We start from the raw sequence: 16,317 nt of genomic DNA on the forward strand, positions 1-16,317 counted from the left end.
GCTAAAACTAGCACCTTATATAATGAGAAAAGGCTGTTCCAACATATGGACAGCCTTTTCCTCTATTTCTTTACTTTTCTAACTCGCCCTCTTATTTCTCCTCTTTTTTGTGATTTCGTATGGACATTAACATATACATTTGCTTGAATAATTTCTTGAAGTAAATGTACGAATGATTTCCCTTGTAAAGGTCCCTCAAAATCCTCTACATTCACTACACCAGTAATACTTCCCTCGTTCAAGCTAATCCCTTGCTCCAGTGGACCATACAAATATAAAACAACAGGACCAATTTGAGTAGACTTCCCTAAATGAATTTGACACGATGTAACCTTTTCTATATTTTTTAGTATTACTCTGTAATGCAATTTCGTTAAATCATCACTAAAAATAAACTCTGCTACCCCAAAAGCTTCTGTATTTACAGGAGGCACTTCCCTCTTACCTGTTAACCTGGCAAAGAAATGTGTTGTCATAAGGCATTCTCCTTATATAAATTTCCCAGCACTACTTCTACTACTTTATGGTTTAAACATAATCATTTATGACTTTTTCAATTTTAATTACAAAGAAAAGATTCACAAAATCTTTACATTGTGATTGTTCCTGTAGATTGAAAGTCTCTTGTATAATGCACATAGAAAAACATTATAGGAGGTTCCATTGAAAACTAACAAATACACTTTTCATACATTATTAGAGATTTTTCTCGTCTCATTTAAATTAGGACTTACTTCATTCGGCGGTCCTGTCGCTCATCTCGGCTATTTCCACCACGAATACGTGCAAAAAAGAAAATGGATGGATGAACGAAGCTATGGAGATTTAGTAGCACTATGTCAATTCCTTCCCGGTCCTGCCAGCAGTCAAGTCGGTATGGGGGTTGGATTATTACGGGGCGGTCTATTAGGAGCTATTATTTCATGGATTGGATTCACTTTACCGTCTGTGCTTGTTTTGGTTTTCTTCGCCTCATTCCTTAATCAGTTCGATCTTGGAAGTGCTGGCTGGATTCATGGACTAAAACTTGTAGCAGTCGCTATTGTCGCTCATGCCATATGGGGAATGGCGCGAAAGTTAACTCCAGATCGAAATCGTGCAACGATTGCGATTGTAACTGCCGCAATCGCCTTATTATGGCCAAGTAGTTGGACACAAGTCATCCTTATTATAATATGTGGCTTTATCGGTTGGTTTTTATATCGCAACCAACCAATTAGCCAATCTCAAAATATAAGAGTACCTATTTCAAAAAAGATAGCAGTTTCTTGCCTCGTCTTATTCTTTGGACTATTACTACTGCTACCAATATTAAGACCGTTCTCTTATTACATCGCTTTATTTGACAGTTTCTATCGCTCTGGCGCACTTGTATTTGGAGGAGGACACGTCGTGCTGCCCCTTCTTGAAGGTGAGTTCGTACAAAACGGAATGATGACGAAAGAACAGTTCCTAGCTGGATACGGATTAACACAAGCAGTACCAGGACCACTATTTACATTCGCCTCTTATATAGGAGCAGTGTTAAACGGGACGCTTGGGGCAATAATCGCAACAATTGCGATTTTCCTCCCTGCTTTCTTACTCGTTATTGGTGTTTTACCATTTTGGAACAATGTGAGAAAAATATCATTCATACAAGGCGCACTACTTGGTGTTAACGCCGCAGTTGTTGGTATTTTAATTGCCGCTTTTTACGATCCCATTTGGACGAGTACAATTATAAATGCTTCAGATTTCATTTTCGCTTCGCTTCTTTTTTGCTTACTAGCTTTTTGGAAAGCACCGCCTTGGGTTATCGTTATACTTGGAGCTTTTGGCGGATATATTCTATCCATTTTGTAAATAAAAAACGACGGCATGATGTAGCCGTCGTTTTTCTATTAAAACTTCACAAGTTCTATCCCTTCAGGCAACTCACTCTCTGTTAAAATACGCAATTCCTTCACACGATCCATTACGTAAGACGAACGCTTCACAAGCTCTGGATCAATATAAGCTGGATGAACCATAATTTCTACCGTTTGTTCACCTTGTACTCTTTCTTTTAACTTCACAAAGTAATCTTCCGTCACACCATCCGCATAAAAGTCACTGTAAAATACATCAGAAAATGGATGCACCGCTCTATCTTCCCCACAACGACGAATTGGAACATTATATTTAGCTGCTAATCTCTCAAGAACATCGTGTAAGATCGGTAATCCGTGTACATGATGATGACTATCTAAATGAGTTGGTGTTAATCCGTAAGATAGGAATTTCTCAATTTGAGCAGTCCACTCTCTCTCAACTTCTTCTGGATTTATATTCCCTTCCCTTACAACACTTTGTTTATGAAACGATCCGTCGCTACCTACAAGTGATGGTACGTCTCCAAGAAGTGGCTCCCCTGCTGTTAATACGAGATGTACGCCTACTCCGAGTAGGTTATACTCTTTCGCTAAGCGTACCGCATGCTCTGTTCCTGGCATATTCATCATCATCGTCGTTGAATTTACAAGTCCATTTATATGACCATCAATAATGCCGTAATTTGTACCTTCTGTAAGACCGAAATCATCTGCATTTACAATTAACTTAATCATCATAATACCTCCTAATAGAATAAAAAAAGCGGGCTAAATAGCGCCGCTTTTACTTCTCTACCTTTTTAAAGAACTGTGGAAGATACTCTTTATGTGCTTCCAACATTTCATCTAAAATTTGTTTTGCAACTTTATCTGATGGTACAAGCGGATTGATTGTCATAGCAAGCAGCGCCTTATGATAATCCCCTGTAACAGCAGCTTCAATTGTTGTGCGCTCGAATGATTTAATTTGTTGTACTAAACCGCGAACTGGTACTGGAAGATCTCCAACTGCAATTGGTTTTGGGCCTTCTTTCGTAATAATACAGTTCACTTCAACAGCTGAATCATGTGGTAAGCTTGCAATTGTTCCGTTGTTTCGTGTATTAACAGGCTGGATATCACCTTTATTATTGTAAATAGACGTAATTAAGCTACATGCTGCATCACTATAATAAGCTCCGCCACGTTTTTCTAATTGTGGTGGTTTAATATCTAAATTCGGGTCTTTATATAACTCAAATAAATCATTTTCTAATTGTTTTACTACTTCTGCACGTGTACCTTTTTCAACAGAAGCTTCTTTTTCTTCTTCTAACATTTCACGTGTTTTGTAGTAGTAACGATGGTATGGACATGGAATCGCACGAAGTCCTCGAATAAAGTCTGGCTCCCAGTTAAGCGCTGCGATATTTTCCATCGTAATTTGTTTTTCTGGATCTGTCACAAGCTCTAACACACGGTCCATTACACTTACGCCATCTAAGTATACATCTAGTCCGTATACCATATGATTTAAACCTGCGAAATCAACGTGAACACGACTCGCATCTACTTCAAGTAATCTTGCAAGACCCATACGAATTCCGATTGGAACGTTACATAGACCAACTACTCTTTGAATATTTGTATAACGAAGAACTGCCTCTGTTACCATACCAGCTGGATTTGCAAAGTTAATTAACCATGCATTCGGACAGAGCTCCTCCATATCTTTACAAATATCTAAAATAACAGGAATCGTTCTCAACGCTTTAAATAAACCACCAGGACCATTTGTTTCCTGACCGATTACATCATATTTTAATGGGATTGCTTCATCTTTTGCACGTGCTTCTAATAAACCAACGCGAAGTTGTGTTGTTACGAAGTCTGCATCTTTTAATGCCTCACGGCGATCAAGTGTTAAATGTACCTCGATTGGTAAACCTGATTTTTTCACCATACGTTTCGCTAAGTTACCAACTATTTCCAACTTTTCTTTTCCTGCCTCAATATCTACTAACCAAATTTCACGAACAGGAAGCTCATCATAACGCTTAATAAATCCTTCAATTAACTCTGGTGTATAACTAGATCCACCGCCGATTGTAGCAATTTTAATTCCAGTCATGCTTTATTCCCCTTTCGCTTCAAGCTTTTTATAAAGATCGATAAACTCTGCTGCTAATTCTTTCACTGTAATCGCATTCATTAAATGATCTTGTGCGTGAATTAAAAGAACACTAACCTCTGTTTTTTCTCCTCTTGCTTCTGATTGTATGAGCTCTGTTTGGAAATGATGCGCTTCATTAATCGCTTCTTTCGCCTTTACCATCGCTTCATCTGCTTCTACCATTTTCCCCTGTTTGGCAAATTGAAGTGCCTCCATCGCAAAGCTTCGTGCGTTACCACTATTTAAAATCAATTGGAATGGAATTTGTTCTGCTGTAGTCATCATAATTACCGCCCTCTCTATAAGGTTCAACCGATTTAAATACCCCTTCAGTTTGAACATGTCTATTAAATTATTATTTTATGAATGATAGTTTGGTGTTCTTGTAGATGAGTATCATCTTTTTGAACATGATATAAAGGTAATTATTCTGACGAGCTATAGGAACTCGCCAGAATAATATTTTTTAAAGTGATACTGAATTGTCGCTTCCTTTTGTTTCAGCTTTTGCAGCCTGTACATAAGTACGGTCACACATTAATACGAATGGATAGTAAATTACTACCGCAATAGCAAAGTTCACCACTTGTAGTGCTGCACCAGCGATGCTTCCGCCCGATACAAGATAACCACTAAAGATTGGTGGCATTGTCCATGGAACTAACGCAACTGTTTTTGGTACCCATCCTAAAGTGATTGCTGTATAAGAAGTAATAACTAATACAACTGGTGTAAGTACGAACGGGATAATTAACGTTGGGTTTAATACAATTGGCGTACCGAAAATAACTGGTTCGTTAATATTAAAGAAACCAGGACCGATAGATACACGGCCTACACCGCGAAGCTGCGCACTTTTCGCTACAAGCATTACTGCCACTAAGAATGCTAACGTTGCACCCGATCCCCCGATATATACGTATACATCAAAGAATGGTTTTGTGAAGATATGCGGTACGTCATATGCAGACATACCATCATTAAATAATTTCATATTTTTCTCTAATGCTGGTAAATAGATTGGGTCAATAATCCCCCCAATAATATTTGGACCATGTAATCCGAAGAACCATAATACGTGAATAAGTAGAGCAATAATAATTGCACTTGGTAATGTACCCGCTAAACCTTGTAATGGTAATTGAATTGTTTCAAATACCATTTTATGAATGCTTGTTCCCGCAAGTTTCACAGCTAATTGAATACCTGCTGTTACAATCAAAATAACGAATGCTGGAACTAACGCTGCGAATGATTTCATTACTGCCGGTGGAACACCATCTGGCATTTTAATTGTAATATCCCTTTGAACAAAGAATCTAAACACTTCTGTTACAAGAAGAGCCACTATAATGGAAACGAATAGACCTTGTGCCCCTGTCCACGCTAAATCAATACCGCCTTCTTTTGGCGTTGTCGGAGAAATAATAATTAATGCACCGAATGTAATGATTGCTGCTGACAACGCATCGACGCCGTAAGATTTCGCTAAATTGTAACTTATCCCAACTGCGACTATGAGGGCGAGTATAGCAAAGGAACCAGTCCACATACCGCCACCGACATCTTTCCAAGCGTCACCAAATGTGCCCTTCATAAAGTTTTGGAAAGCATCAATTGGTAAGTTATTTATAAGTACTGCAAATGATCCAACTAAAATAAGAGGCATAACTGCGATAAATCCGTCACGGATTGCAACTAAGTGGCGCTGCGATCCAATTCTACCTGCGACTGGAACTAAATATTTCTCCATAAATGCAATAAACTTTTGCATTTCGCTTCCCCCCTAATTATTTTTTAAGTGTTAATGCGTGATCTAAAACTGCTTCTCCATTCATCATGCCGTAGTGCATTGGATTGATAACGTCGATTCCAACATTTTTCTCGTCAGCAAGCGTTTTCATTGAAGAGAGCATGTAACGAACCTGTGGTCCTAGTAATAACACATCTGCTTGGTCGATATTGTTTTTTACTGCATCCCCAGATACAGCCCAAATCTTTCCTTCTAGACCGCGAGCTTTTGCAGCCGCTTCCATTTTTGTAACTAGTAAACTTGTAGACATCCCCGCTGAACAACATAATAAAATATTCATTTGAAAATCCCCCTTGTGTAGTATAAAAAATTTATGTTTATTTATTTTTCTTTACGCTATTTATTAATGCAATTAGCGTGCCAACTTTTTAAAACCACTAAAATCAGTGCTTTTTCGAGCATTTTCTTTGTGTGTTAACGCTTTCAATTAGTGTGTCGTCCAAAAAATACACAGTGTGTTATAAAACAACACGCTTTTAACACATAACTTTATGAAAATAGATTAGTGTTTAGTCGTCTAGTTGTGTTTAATATGAAAAAACACTAAAAAAACTTTTTCAATGAAAAATAATTCATTATTTTAACCCACTATTTAGTGAAATAAAAAAACCTTGCATAAGCAAGGTTCATTCATCCACCGACATCTTCCTATATAACTCTACAAACTCACTCGCTAATTCTTTCACCGTAATTGCATTCATTAAATGGTCTTGCGCGTGTACCATTAAAAGAGTAACTTCGGTCTTTTCGCCACCAGCCTCTTTCTGGATAAGCTCCGTTTGTACGCGGTGCGCCTCCTTTAATTCCTCTAGTGCTTCTTGTAATTTAGCTTCAGCTTCTGTAAACTCCCCACGCTTCGCACAATCAATTGCTTCCATTGAACAACTTCTCGCGTTTCCCCCATGCAAGATTAAATGAAAAGCTTTCGTCTCTATCGTATCCATTGTAGTTCTTTACTCCCCCTTTTCTTCCGCCAGTTTTTGTTTATCCCATATTTTTAAGAACGGTAAATAAATGAAGAATGCTAGCGCAAAGTTAACAAGTTGCAAAATAACACCTGAAATTTTCCCGCCCGATCCTAAATATCCACTAAAAAGAATAGGTGTCGTCCAAGGTACAGCGGCCCCACTCGGACGTGCAACCCATCCCCATTCCATTGCAAAGTAAGAAACAATTGTTAGCACGACTGGAACTAATATAAATGGAATTAGTAAAAGTGGGTTCATCACAATCGGCATACCAAAAGTTACCATCTCATTAATATTAAATATACCAGGTGCAATTGACAATCTCCCTAAACTTTTTAATTGTTGACTTCGTGCAAATAGTAACATTCCGACAACTAGAGCAAGCGTTGCACCAGAACCGCCCATATAAATCCATAAGTCAAAAAACTGTGCCGTAATCGTATTTGGTACATCTTGCCCAGCTTGAAAAGCAACTCGGTTTTGATCCATTAACGACAACCAAACGGGGCTCATTACACCACCAACAATAGTAGCACCATGAATTCCACAAGACCAAAGAACATGAACGAGAATAACTGCTATTATCGCGCCCCAAAGACTAGCACCAAGTACACTAAGCGGTTCCTGTAAAATTTGTCCTACAATATTATGGATACTGCCAAAAGAAGTATTTTCTATAATTAAGCGTAAAATCCAAATAACTGTTACAACAATAAATCCTGGAACAAGTGCTGCAAATGAACGCGTGACAGCTGGTGGAACTGTCTCTGGCATCTTTATAATTATCTTTTTTTGTACAATAAACCGATAAAGTTCAGTAGATATAAGTGCAATAATCATTGCTACAAATAACCCTTGGCTTCCCATTAATGCAGCTGGGATAGCGCCTTCTACAAGTACACTTTCTTTTGTACTTGGTATAATATATGCAACTTGAAATGGAGTCGCAAGTAAAAACGTCACAAGCGACAATGCCCCGGATGCTAAAGCATCTACTTTATAATACTCTCCAAGTCTGTAAGCGATTCCAAAAACAGCTATTAAAGCCATTATATTAAAAGTTGCACTAACTGGATACCCTAAAGCTCGCTGCCAATTCTCCCCAAACAAACCTGCCATAAAATCGTTATATCCCGGTATCGGCAGTGCACTAATAATGAGGAAAAACGATCCAATAATTAAGAAAGGCATCGTTAAAATAATTCCATCTCGAATTGCTTGTAAATGCCTCTGCTCTGCAACCTTCCCTGCTACCGGCATCACATACTTCTCTAAAAACCGTATCATCTATCCCACTCTCCTCATGGTTTCATTAACAAAGCTGCTTGCAAGATAGCTTCTCCATTACAAAGTCCGTAATGAACAGATTGAATGACATCAACAGGTATCCCTTTATCCTTACATAGTTCTTTCATTTTCGGTAATAAATAACGTACTTGCGGTCCAAGTAAAAGGACATCAGCTTTATCAATATGACTATTCACTTCAGAACCTGATACTGCCCAGATTGTTACTTCTATCCCTCTTGCCTCTGCTGCTTTCTCCATCTTTGTAACAATCAAACTGGAAGACATTCCCGCTGCACAGCAAAGTAAAATATTCATCCCGCTTCCCTCCCCCTTTTTCTCTACCTAAGTTATGGTGCATCCCTTGCCACCACTAGGTTACAAATATATATGTCTAGATTTCCTGCTGTATGCCGAGCTTAAAAACAAAAATTTCTTCGTTTTCACGCTATTCCATTTATCCGTATTCTCCTAGTAAAGAGGACGCTAACTCGCTATAATAATTCAGTATGATTTTTTTAATTGATAGGAGGATATATTTATGAAGGCATATCGCTTTCCACTTATTTTGTTATCTTCTATCCTAATTGGTGGTTTCATTGGTTATTTCATGGGTGCCGATGCAGTTGCTTTAAAGCCGCTTGGTGACATTTTCTTAAACTTAATGTTTACGATTGTTGTACCTCTAGTGTTCTTTAGCATCGCATCGTCTATTGCTAATATGGATGGATTAAAACGTTTCGGTAAAATTATGTCTAGTATGGCTGGGACTTTCTTATTTACAAGTATTTTAGCTGCTATTTTTATGATTATTGTCGTGAAAGTATTCCCGCCAGCACAAGGTGTTGTACTAGAACTAACACAACCTGACAAAGCCGGCAAAGCTGTTAGTGTTGCAGATCAAATCGTCGGTATTTTAACAGTATCTGACTTCTCGAAGTTACTATCTCGTGAAAATATGTTAGCTCTTATTTTCTTCTCTATCTTAATGGGGATTGCAACTTCAGCAGTTGGCGAAAAAGGAAAGCCATTTGCTACATTCCTACAAGCTGGTGCAGAGATTTCAATGAAGGTTGTATCTTTCATTATGTACTACGCTCCAATCGGACTTGCTGCTTACTTCGCAGCATTAGTTGGCGAATTCGGACCACAACTTCTTGGAACTTACTTCCGAGCAGCAATGGTATACTATCCTGCTTCTCTCATTTATTTCTTTGTATTCTTCACATTCTATGCATACCTTGCAGGTCGCAAACAAGGTGTACAAGTATTTTGGAAGAACATGGTCTCTCCTACAGTTACATCACTTGCAACTTGTAGTAGTGCCGCAAGTATTCCAGCAAACTTAGAAGCAACAAAGAAAATGGGTATTTCTTCAGACGTTCGTGAAACAGTTGTCCTTCTTGGTTCTACTCTTCATAAAGATGGCTCTGTTTTAGGCGGCGTATTAAAAATTGCTTTCTTATTCGGTATTTTCAACATGGAATTCGAAGGACCGAAAACATTAGCAATCGCACTTGTTGTTTCTCTATTAGTAGGAACAGTAATGGGCGCTATTCCAGGCGGCGGTATGATTGGTGAAATGTTAATCGTTTCTTTATATGGCTTCCCGCCAGAAGCATTGCCAATTATCGCAGCAATCAGTACAATCATTGATCCTCCTGCAACGATGTTAAACGTAACAGCAGATAACGCTTGTGCCGTAATGACAGCTCGCCTTGTAGAAGGTAAGAACTGGATCAAAAACAAATTTGCTTAATAAATAGAAAGAGGATGCTCGTTTTGAGCATCCTCTTTCTTTGTTGTTAATCCATTCCGCCACAAATTTGTTAAAACCTTCACAAATATTCCACACCTCTTATCCATTCTCCGTACTATAATCATGTATGGAAAAGGAGATGGACACAATGACACAAAGCGCACCAGAATTTAAAGTTTTGCAAAGCATTGCATTTCTCGCTGTCGTTTTGCAAAGTTCTTTATTATATACAATGAATCAAGGAAATGTCTTACTTGAGCAATCCCTCATTATGGGCATGCTATTTAATCTTGCAAAATTCTCAGCACCAGCATTCATATTTATCGTTGGATTTCACTTAATTCGTCACTATACAAAGCAATTAGTATATAAAGAATATATTTCCGAAAAAGCGATACACTTACTCATTCCTTATTTCTTTTGGTCTATTCTTTACTTATTAACAACAAATAATCTTATTACGTTACAAAGTGGAATAAAAAGTTTATTACTCGGAACAGCCGCTCCCCATCTTTGGTACGTTATTATGATGTTCCAAATTCACTTATTGTTCCCTTTACTATGCACACTTTTTTATTGGTTTCAAAAACGAACAGAAAATAAAAAAGACATATATAAATATATGACCTTTTTCGCTTGCCTATATTTTCTATTAATGTGGTTCTCTTCTCACTATATTTTTAATGGAGAAAAATTAACAAGTTCAACAATTTTACATTATACAGATCGATCATTTCTATTCTACTCATTCTATTTCGTTATGGGCGGCATTGCCGCTGTAGCACTAAAAACTTGGCGTCTATTCGTCATAAAACATATCCCGCTTATAACAATATTATTTTTCATCTTATTTTTATTCATCAATTATGAGTTGTTTAGTTTTTACGGAGCAAACTCTATTCATTTAACTGTTTCTACCTATTTAAAACCATCTATGTTTTTATATATCGTATGCGAAATTATCATACTGTATGTGTTATCTATTATGATAGTACAGCGTCGTGGTTTCTTATATAAAACGTTACGTTTCATTGGTAATTACACGTATGGTGCTTATTTAGCTCATTTATTCTTCTTGCAACTATGCACAAAACTTCTTTCCTTATTCACACTGCAAGAAAATACTATATTATATGCCCTATTACTATTTGTGTTAACGGCCATTATCTCTATTTCAACAATGGTCATTTGTAGCACAATACCATTTCATACTTGGATTACAGGGCCTTCTCCTACAACAAAGATGAAATGGACGAAGGTTGTATTACGAAAAAATCATAAAAAACTATTCAAGCCATATATTTGATATAATAATACGCATATAAAAAGAAAGCGAGAGACACCTATGATTAATCAAGTTGGACAAATTATGCTATATGTAAATAACCAAGACGAAACAGTACAATTTTGGACAGAAAAAGTAGGGTTCCAAATCATTGCGGAAGAAAATAACGGAAACGGATTCCGCTGGATTGAAATTGCACCGGCGAAAGAAGCAGGAACAAGCATCGTCCTTCACGATAAAGCGTTAATCGCGAAGATGCAACCTGAACTAAACCTAAATACGCCTTCACTTATGTTCTTCTCAAATGACTTAGACCGTCTATATAAAGATCTTTCTGAGAAAAATGTCACAGTTGGACAGGTTGTAGATTTACCTACTGGTAGAGCATTCAACTTTGCTGATAATGAAAATAATTACTTTGCAGTAATGGAACGCAAATAAAAAATAAGCTATCCGAAAAAATCGGATAGCTTATTTCATTTTAAGAAACTTGTTCTACATTCGTTTCTCTATGCTGTATATGACTCGTGATCCAAGCAATTCCACCGGCAACAACGAGATAACATAACAATATTAAAATTTGCATTTGTAATTGCGACCAATCTCCTAAAGAAATAACATCTTGTAATCCTCTAAGAGAATGAGACATTGGGAGAAACTGTCCAATTTTGCTAAGAACAGCTATGTTTAATTCTCCTGGGAAAGTACCTCCGCTCGTCGCTAATTGCAGGACAAGAAGCGTTACCGCTAAGAACTTTCCAACAAGACCAAATACTGTTACTAGCATAAGAATAAATGTCATAAACGTAAAGGAAATAACAATACTTGATAAAACAAAGAGTGGCACACTTGCGACTTCTAATTTCATAACACCTAGCACAACTACATCTACGAGTAGCGCTTGAATGAGTCCAATTAAATATACCAATCCTAGTTTATTAATAAAATGTACCGTTCCGCTTACCTTCATGTTTTGTCTGCGGCCAAGAGGTAAAATATTCGATGCCATAATTCCGCCAACATAAAATGCAAGTGATAAGAAATATGGTGCAATGCCTGAACCGTAGTTAGGAACGTCAGAAACTGTTGACTTCACTAACTGAACTGGCTCTGAGAACATCGTATTGCGTGCATCATCATTACGAACATCCGCTATCTTCTCTGCGCCCTCTCCTAATTTCGTAGAAAGTTCTTTCGCACCATCATCAAGTTTAACAAGTCCATTTGTTAATTTACTAGCACCGTTATTCAGCTCCGTTCCACCACTCGCAAGCTGATTTACACCTTCTTGCAGGGATGTAAATCCATTTCCCCACTTCATAAATCCATCAGCCAAATTCGATGCACCATCTGCTATCTTTTTCGTTCCAGCAGTAGCTTCATTTAACTTAAATCCGAATGTATTCATGCCTTCTTCAATCTTATGTTGACCATCAGTTAGCTTCTTCGCACCTTGTGTCAATTGTTGTTGGCTATTATTTAAAGTACTTGTTGCTTTAGCTAGTCCATTAGACGTAGCAACAATTTTTTGAAAAGCGGGATCTTGCTGCACTTCTGGATGATTTTTCACGTACTCTTCTAATTGTTGTTTCACACTATTGGCCGCCCCATCCGCTTTTACTTGCCCTTCAGCAAGCTTCTCACTTCCGCTCACCCATTCATTTGTACCAGCACTTAATTCACTAACTCCTGATTGTAACGTTTTTTCACCTTGTGCTAATAACTCCATACCACTATGAAGTGATGTCGCTCCTTGACTCAGCTCATTTGCTCCCCCCGTTAAGGCAGATTGGCTAGACGCAAGCTTGTCACTTCCTTCTTTCAATTTCGATGTCCCGTCACTTAAACGATCAATACCATTCGCAAGCTGATTCGCTCCATTTTTTGCATCGGTCGTTCCTTCATGTAACTTCTCAGCACCATTACTTGCATCACTCAACCCTTGTGCCAAATCTTGAAACTTTGAAAAAACACCTTCTGTATATGATTTCGTAATACTGTTTGAGATTTTTGTTTTCATATTTTCAACAGCTGTCGTTCCAATTTGAGCCGCTACAAAGTTTTTACCTGGATTTACTTTGTACTGCAACTTTGCTGGCTCTGGTTTCTCATCCATAAGTGTACTTACCTTTTTAGAGAAATCTTCCGGAATCGTAACAACCATATAATATTTATCTTCTTTTAACCCTTCATCCGCACTTTTTTCTGATACGAAATGAAAAGCCAATTCCTTATTCTCTTTTAAATTTTTAACAAAATCGTCTCCTGCATGAATTGTTTTTTCATCCATCGCAGCACCCTTATCTAAATTCACAACCGCAACAGGTAATTTATCTAATTTTCCGTACGGATCCCAATATCCAGCTAAAAAGAATCCTGAATAAATTAACGGAACGATTAATAAAAAAATTAAAGCGATACGTCCATGTTTATGGTGCCACATCGCTTTCCAATCTTTAAATATAAGTTTAATTCCCTTCATGAAACATACTCCTCTTCTAATTTAACACCCTTCGAATGGTTTAACAGATTTACTATACACGTCACTTTACATACTGTATAATACATCTTTAATTATTAATTCATTCCTTTTGGTCTATAGAAAGGAGACTCGAAATGGAACTGCTCCAGTTAAAATACTTTCAGACAGTTGCACGACTAGAACACATGACAAAGGCAGCTGAAGAATTGCATATCGCGCAACCTTCACTCAGCAAAACAATTGCTAGACTCGAAAAGGATTTAGGAGTCCCTTTATTTGATCGCCAAGGCCGACAGATTACTTTAAATTCTTTCGGAAAAGTATTTTTAAAACGAGTAGAACGTATTTTTCATGAATTAAGTGAAGGGCAACGAGAAATTAAAGATTTAGCCGAATTACAACAAAGCTCTATTACACTGGCCGTTTCTATTCCAAGAATATTACCAGAACTACTTGGCTCTTTTTTACTAGAACATCCTAACGTTCGATTCCAACAATTTCTTGCATCCACTCCTTCTATGAAACGACAACTAGATAATATAGAAATTGACTTTTGTATCTCCTCTGTGCCAATTGAAGGTGAGGAGATTGTTTGGGAACCACTTATTACAGAAGAAATTTTCTTAGTCGTCCCTTCAGGCCATCGTTTATCAGGCCGAAAAAATATCCACCTGCATGAAGTAAAAAACGAACCGTTTATTAGTATGAACACTGGCTATGGATTTCGACACTTAACGGATGAATTTTGCAAAGAAGCTGGTTTCACTCCGCATATTGCTTTTGAAGTAGATGAACCGACCGTGATTAGCGACCTCATTAAGCAAGGTCTCGGCATCGCTTTTGTTCCAAGTTTAACTTTATTAAAAAACTCTACTTTAGCATCAAGCAAGTTGCGTATTATTGAACCCAATTGTCAGCGAACCATCGGATTAAGTTGGTCAAAAAAACGCTACTTATCAAAAACAGCTCAGCAATTCCGTGAATTCGTGATTGATTACTTCTCCAACATTAGGACGTAAAATTATATCAACAAATAAAAGTTGCCACCCTCATATGGTGGCAACTTTTATTGTTCACTCTTTTTTAATTCCATTTCAGCTAAAAGTGGTAGTACATTATCAAAAATATGCGTATTATTATTTTCACCTGTTACATATCCACCATAATATCTACTAAATACGTTATCATTTCGGAATGTGGCCATATGATCATACAATTCTTTCGCAAACTTTTTATCACCTGTTTGTAGTACGTACAAAATCGTTAATCCGTATGCGGCTGGCGATTCATAATTCACAGTTTGTTTTCCCGTTTCTAAATTGTAACGACCGTATAGCTTTCCATCCTCCTGGAATTTCTTCTTTATAAATTCCAAATAAGCAGTTGATGAAAGACCACCTAAACTTCGATGATATGCAACGTATGATTGGTCAATAAGATTCACTTCTTTATCGTACGTAAATGTACCATCTTCTTTATACTCTTTCGGGAATGCCCAGCCATGCCTTGGATAGTCCGCTAAAAATTGAACGACTTCCTGATATTGCTGAGCAGAAACTTTGTCGTACTTCTTCATATAGGAGAATGCACGTGGATTTATGTATGATGTTGTTACAAAATTATTTTGTTTCCCTGCATCTGCATCATAATAATCAACATAATAATTATCTTTTTTATTATAACGAAGTACAGCATCACTTAATTGATCGGCAAGGTTTTTATAACGCTCTTCCTTATACATTTCATAAGCACGATATAATTGTTCTATAATACGAAGATCATCTATAAGTGCATTTGTAGCTGACTGCCTCTCTCCCTTTTCAGAGAGTTTCCATAAAACGATATGATTCTTATATACGAAATTATCTTGAATAACCTTTACTTGCTCATCAAATAACGCCTGATCATCTTTATCAAGTGTATATTGTAACCATAATCCCGCTGATTCTGATAAAGCTTCACGTCCCTTTGCTTCACCCGTACCTGCCTTAGTATCTACTAAACGGTACGTGGCAAGCGTTCCATTGTCATTCACCATATGTCTTAAAATAAAATTTTCTGTACGGTTTCCTTGTAAAGCTGACCAAAATACAATTCCACCTAAAGCGATCAAGAAGATAATTCCAATCCCTATATATAAACGTTTCCGCAATCTTTTCACCTCCCTAGTAAGGCTAACCTTAATTTTATCAGAACATACATAAATTTAAAAAAGACAATCCACTAGATTGTCTCCCCCATTTCTATCCCTCGTAAACCTCTTTAGAAGGTTTATATAGCGATTGTACAAGCCGATCATATTCACGACGTGTAATCTCTTTATTATATAGCTTCAATAATAAATCTCTATGCTCTTTTGAAAATGCCATCTTTTTAATGACTTCAGGATACATAAAACACCCTCTCCATTTCACATAAACTTCTTCTTTTCGAAAAACAGAACTTATGTTCGCATAAAAGATTATAAAAGATTCCTGTAAAAAAAACAAACAAAACATGAGAAACTATTTATTTCTTTCTATTCAAAATATTACAAAAAATGTTACAATACACTCAAATTTATACTATAAAATCATTTTAATATGAAAAATTGGAATGAAAAGAAAGGAGAGGAATATGAATAAAGATGTCGCTTTGAAATGATTATTATCATTTCATTAGGAGTTGATGTAAAAAGATGAAAAGATACGAAGAATTGGACCTGTCTCTTATACACATC

17 protein-coding genes are annotated in these 16,317 nt (G+C 37.1%); 5 read left to right on the forward strand and 12 right to left on the reverse strand.

The annotated features are described in order from the left end of the window. Nucleotides 1–62: 62 nt before the first annotated feature. Nucleotides 63–476: an exosporium regulatory protein ExsM gene (gene exsM / locus ABWK52_RS05110; protein ID WP_000207046.1), complete on the reverse strand. Its 414-nt coding sequence runs from the start codon at nucleotides 474–476 to the stop codon at nucleotides 63–65. Nucleotides 477–663: 187 nt separating this feature from the next. On the opposite strand from exsM, the gene ABWK52_RS05115 reads away from it, so the two are divergent. Further along, nucleotides 664–1,845 (forward strand): chromate transporter, encoded by a 1,182-nt coding sequence (locus ABWK52_RS05115; protein ID WP_070184469.1) that lies wholly within the window; start codon nucleotides 664–666, stop codon nucleotides 1,843–1,845. A 38-nt stretch (nucleotides 1,846–1,883) separates the two neighbouring features. Here ABWK52_RS05115 and chbG read toward each other — a convergent pair whose 3' ends face one another. The 8 genes from chbG to ABWK52_RS05155 all read right to left on the reverse strand — a co-directional run bounded on the left by chbG (nucleotide 1,884) and on the right by ABWK52_RS05155 (nucleotide 8,390). Further along, nucleotides 1,884–2,588, reverse strand: a complete 705-nt coding sequence (gene chbG / locus ABWK52_RS05120; protein ID WP_000593488.1) for a chitin disaccharide deacetylase — start codon at nucleotides 2,586–2,588, stop codon at nucleotides 1,884–1,886. Nucleotides 2,589–2,637: 49 nt separating this feature from the next. Next, complete coding sequence (gene celF / locus ABWK52_RS05125; protein WP_000145762.1) at nucleotides 2,638–3,963, reverse strand: 6-phospho-beta-glucosidase; 1,326 nt, start codon at nucleotides 3,961–3,963, stop codon at nucleotides 2,638–2,640. Between the two features lie 3 nt (nucleotides 3,964–3,966). Next, the gene (locus ABWK52_RS05130; protein WP_000989059.1) at nucleotides 3,967–4,290 is read right to left on the reverse strand and encodes a PTS lactose/cellobiose transporter subunit IIA; all 324 of its coding nucleotides are present in this window, start codon (nucleotides 4,288–4,290) and stop codon (nucleotides 3,967–3,969) included. A gap of 181 nt (nucleotides 4,291–4,471) precedes the next feature. Then, a complete protein-coding gene (celB, locus tag ABWK52_RS05135) occupies nucleotides 4,472–5,779 on the reverse strand; it encodes a PTS cellobiose transporter subunit IIC (protein ID WP_001168848.1) in 1,308 nt (435 codons plus the stop codon). Nucleotides 5,780–5,795: 16 nt separating this feature from the next. Then, nucleotides 5,796–6,098 (reverse strand): PTS sugar transporter subunit IIB, encoded by a 303-nt coding sequence (locus ABWK52_RS05140; protein ID WP_001023563.1) that lies wholly within the window; start codon nucleotides 6,096–6,098, stop codon nucleotides 5,796–5,798. A 346-nt stretch (nucleotides 6,099–6,444) separates the two neighbouring features. Then, complete coding sequence (locus ABWK52_RS05145; RefSeq protein WP_000379645.1) at nucleotides 6,445–6,762, reverse strand: PTS lactose/cellobiose transporter subunit IIA; 318 nt, start codon at nucleotides 6,760–6,762, stop codon at nucleotides 6,445–6,447. Between the two features lie 9 nt (nucleotides 6,763–6,771). After that, nucleotides 6,772–8,073, reverse strand: a complete 1,302-nt coding sequence (gene celB / locus ABWK52_RS05150; protein WP_000617782.1) for a PTS cellobiose transporter subunit IIC — start codon at nucleotides 8,071–8,073, stop codon at nucleotides 6,772–6,774. Nucleotides 8,074–8,087: 14 nt separating this feature from the next. Next, nucleotides 8,088–8,390: a PTS sugar transporter subunit IIB gene (locus ABWK52_RS05155; protein ID WP_001023554.1), complete on the reverse strand. Its 303-nt coding sequence runs from the start codon at nucleotides 8,388–8,390 to the stop codon at nucleotides 8,088–8,090. A gap of 223 nt (nucleotides 8,391–8,613) precedes the next feature. Between ABWK52_RS05155 and ABWK52_RS05160 the strand changes: the two genes are divergently transcribed. The 3 genes from ABWK52_RS05160 (at nucleotide 8,614) to ABWK52_RS05170 (ending at nucleotide 11,557) form a co-directional block, all read left to right on the forward strand. Continuing rightward, entirely contained in the window at nucleotides 8,614–9,831 is a 1,218-nt protein-coding gene (locus ABWK52_RS05160) for a dicarboxylate/amino acid:cation symporter (RefSeq protein WP_000649376.1), read from the forward strand. A 148-nt stretch (nucleotides 9,832–9,979) separates the two neighbouring features. Continuing rightward, a complete protein-coding gene (locus ABWK52_RS05165) occupies nucleotides 9,980–11,137 on the forward strand; it encodes an acyltransferase (protein ID WP_098541811.1) in 1,158 nt (385 codons plus the stop codon). A gap of 39 nt (nucleotides 11,138–11,176) precedes the next feature. Then, nucleotides 11,177–11,557 (forward strand): VOC family protein, encoded by a 381-nt coding sequence (locus tag ABWK52_RS05170; RefSeq protein ID WP_000610162.1) that lies wholly within the window; start codon nucleotides 11,177–11,179, stop codon nucleotides 11,555–11,557. Nucleotides 11,558–11,597: 40 nt separating this feature from the next. Here the strand turns inward: ABWK52_RS05170 and ABWK52_RS05175 are convergent, their stop codons facing one another. Beyond that, nucleotides 11,598–13,598, reverse strand: a complete 2,001-nt coding sequence (locus ABWK52_RS05175; RefSeq protein WP_000676213.1) for a YhgE/Pip domain-containing protein — start codon at nucleotides 13,596–13,598, stop codon at nucleotides 11,598–11,600. Between the two features lie 134 nt (nucleotides 13,599–13,732). Between ABWK52_RS05175 and ABWK52_RS05180 the strand changes: the two genes are divergently transcribed. After that, nucleotides 13,733–14,617, forward strand: coding sequence for a LysR family transcriptional regulator (locus ABWK52_RS05180; protein ID WP_000421940.1), 885 nt, complete (start codon nucleotides 13,733–13,735; stop codon nucleotides 14,615–14,617). Nucleotides 14,618–14,664: 47 nt separating this feature from the next. Here the strand turns inward: ABWK52_RS05180 and ABWK52_RS05185 are convergent, their stop codons facing one another. After that, nucleotides 14,665–15,750: a hypothetical protein gene (locus ABWK52_RS05185; RefSeq protein ID WP_001231654.1), complete on the reverse strand. Its 1,086-nt coding sequence runs from the start codon at nucleotides 15,748–15,750 to the stop codon at nucleotides 14,665–14,667. A gap of 91 nt (nucleotides 15,751–15,841) precedes the next feature. Further along, nucleotides 15,842–15,991 (reverse strand): hypothetical protein, encoded by a 150-nt coding sequence (locus tag ABWK52_RS05190; RefSeq protein WP_000283181.1) that lies wholly within the window; start codon nucleotides 15,989–15,991, stop codon nucleotides 15,842–15,844. Nucleotides 15,992–16,317: the final 326 nt, after the last annotated feature.

This window comes from Bacillus sp. AP50 (assembly GCF_040492675.1).
Taxonomy (GTDB): domain Bacteria; phylum Bacillota; class Bacilli; order Bacillales; family Bacillaceae_G; genus Bacillus_A; species Bacillus_A cereus.

Coding starts and splice junctions, on each gene's coding strand:
- ABWK52_RS05175 (WP_000676213.1), bottom strand. CDS start 13,598: ATGAAGGGAATTAAACTTATATTTAAAGATTGGAAAGCGATGTGGCAC.
- celF (WP_000145762.1), bottom strand. CDS start 3,963: ATGACTGGAATTAAAATTGCTACAATCGGCGGTGGATCTAGTTATACA.
- celB (WP_001168848.1), bottom strand. CDS start 5,779: ATGCAAAAGTTTATTGCATTTATGGAGAAATATTTAGTTCCAGTCGCA.
- ABWK52_RS05170 (WP_000610162.1), top strand. CDS start 11,177: ATGATTAATCAAGTTGGACAAATTATGCTATATGTAAATAACCAAGAC.
- ABWK52_RS05180 (WP_000421940.1), top strand. CDS start 13,733: ATGGAACTGCTCCAGTTAAAATACTTTCAGACAGTTGCACGACTAGAA.
- ABWK52_RS05165 (WP_098541811.1), top strand. CDS start 9,980: ATGACACAAAGCGCACCAGAATTTAAAGTTTTGCAAAGCATTGCATTT.
- ABWK52_RS05140 (WP_001023563.1), bottom strand. CDS start 6,098: ATGAATATTTTATTATGTTGTTCAGCGGGGATGTCTACAAGTTTACTA.
- ABWK52_RS05190 (WP_000283181.1), bottom strand. CDS start 15,991: ATGTATCCTGAAGTCATTAAAAAGATGGCATTTTCAAAAGAGCATAGA.
- ABWK52_RS05130 (WP_000989059.1), bottom strand. CDS start 4,290: ATGATGACTACAGCAGAACAAATTCCATTCCAATTGATTTTAAATAGT.
- exsM (WP_000207046.1), bottom strand. CDS start 476: ATGACAACACATTTCTTTGCCAGGTTAACAGGTAAGAGGGAAGTGCCT.
- ABWK52_RS05155 (WP_001023554.1), bottom strand. CDS start 8,390: ATGAATATTTTACTTTGCTGTGCAGCGGGAATGTCTTCCAGTTTGATT.
- chbG (WP_000593488.1), bottom strand. CDS start 2,588: ATGATTAAGTTAATTGTAAATGCAGATGATTTCGGTCTTACAGAAGGT.
- celB (WP_000617782.1), bottom strand. CDS start 8,073: ATGATACGGTTTTTAGAGAAGTATGTGATGCCGGTAGCAGGGAAGGTT.
- ABWK52_RS05160 (WP_000649376.1), top strand. CDS start 8,614: ATGAAGGCATATCGCTTTCCACTTATTTTGTTATCTTCTATCCTAATT.
- ABWK52_RS05145 (WP_000379645.1), bottom strand. CDS start 6,762: ATGGATACGATAGAGACGAAAGCTTTTCATTTAATCTTGCATGGGGGA.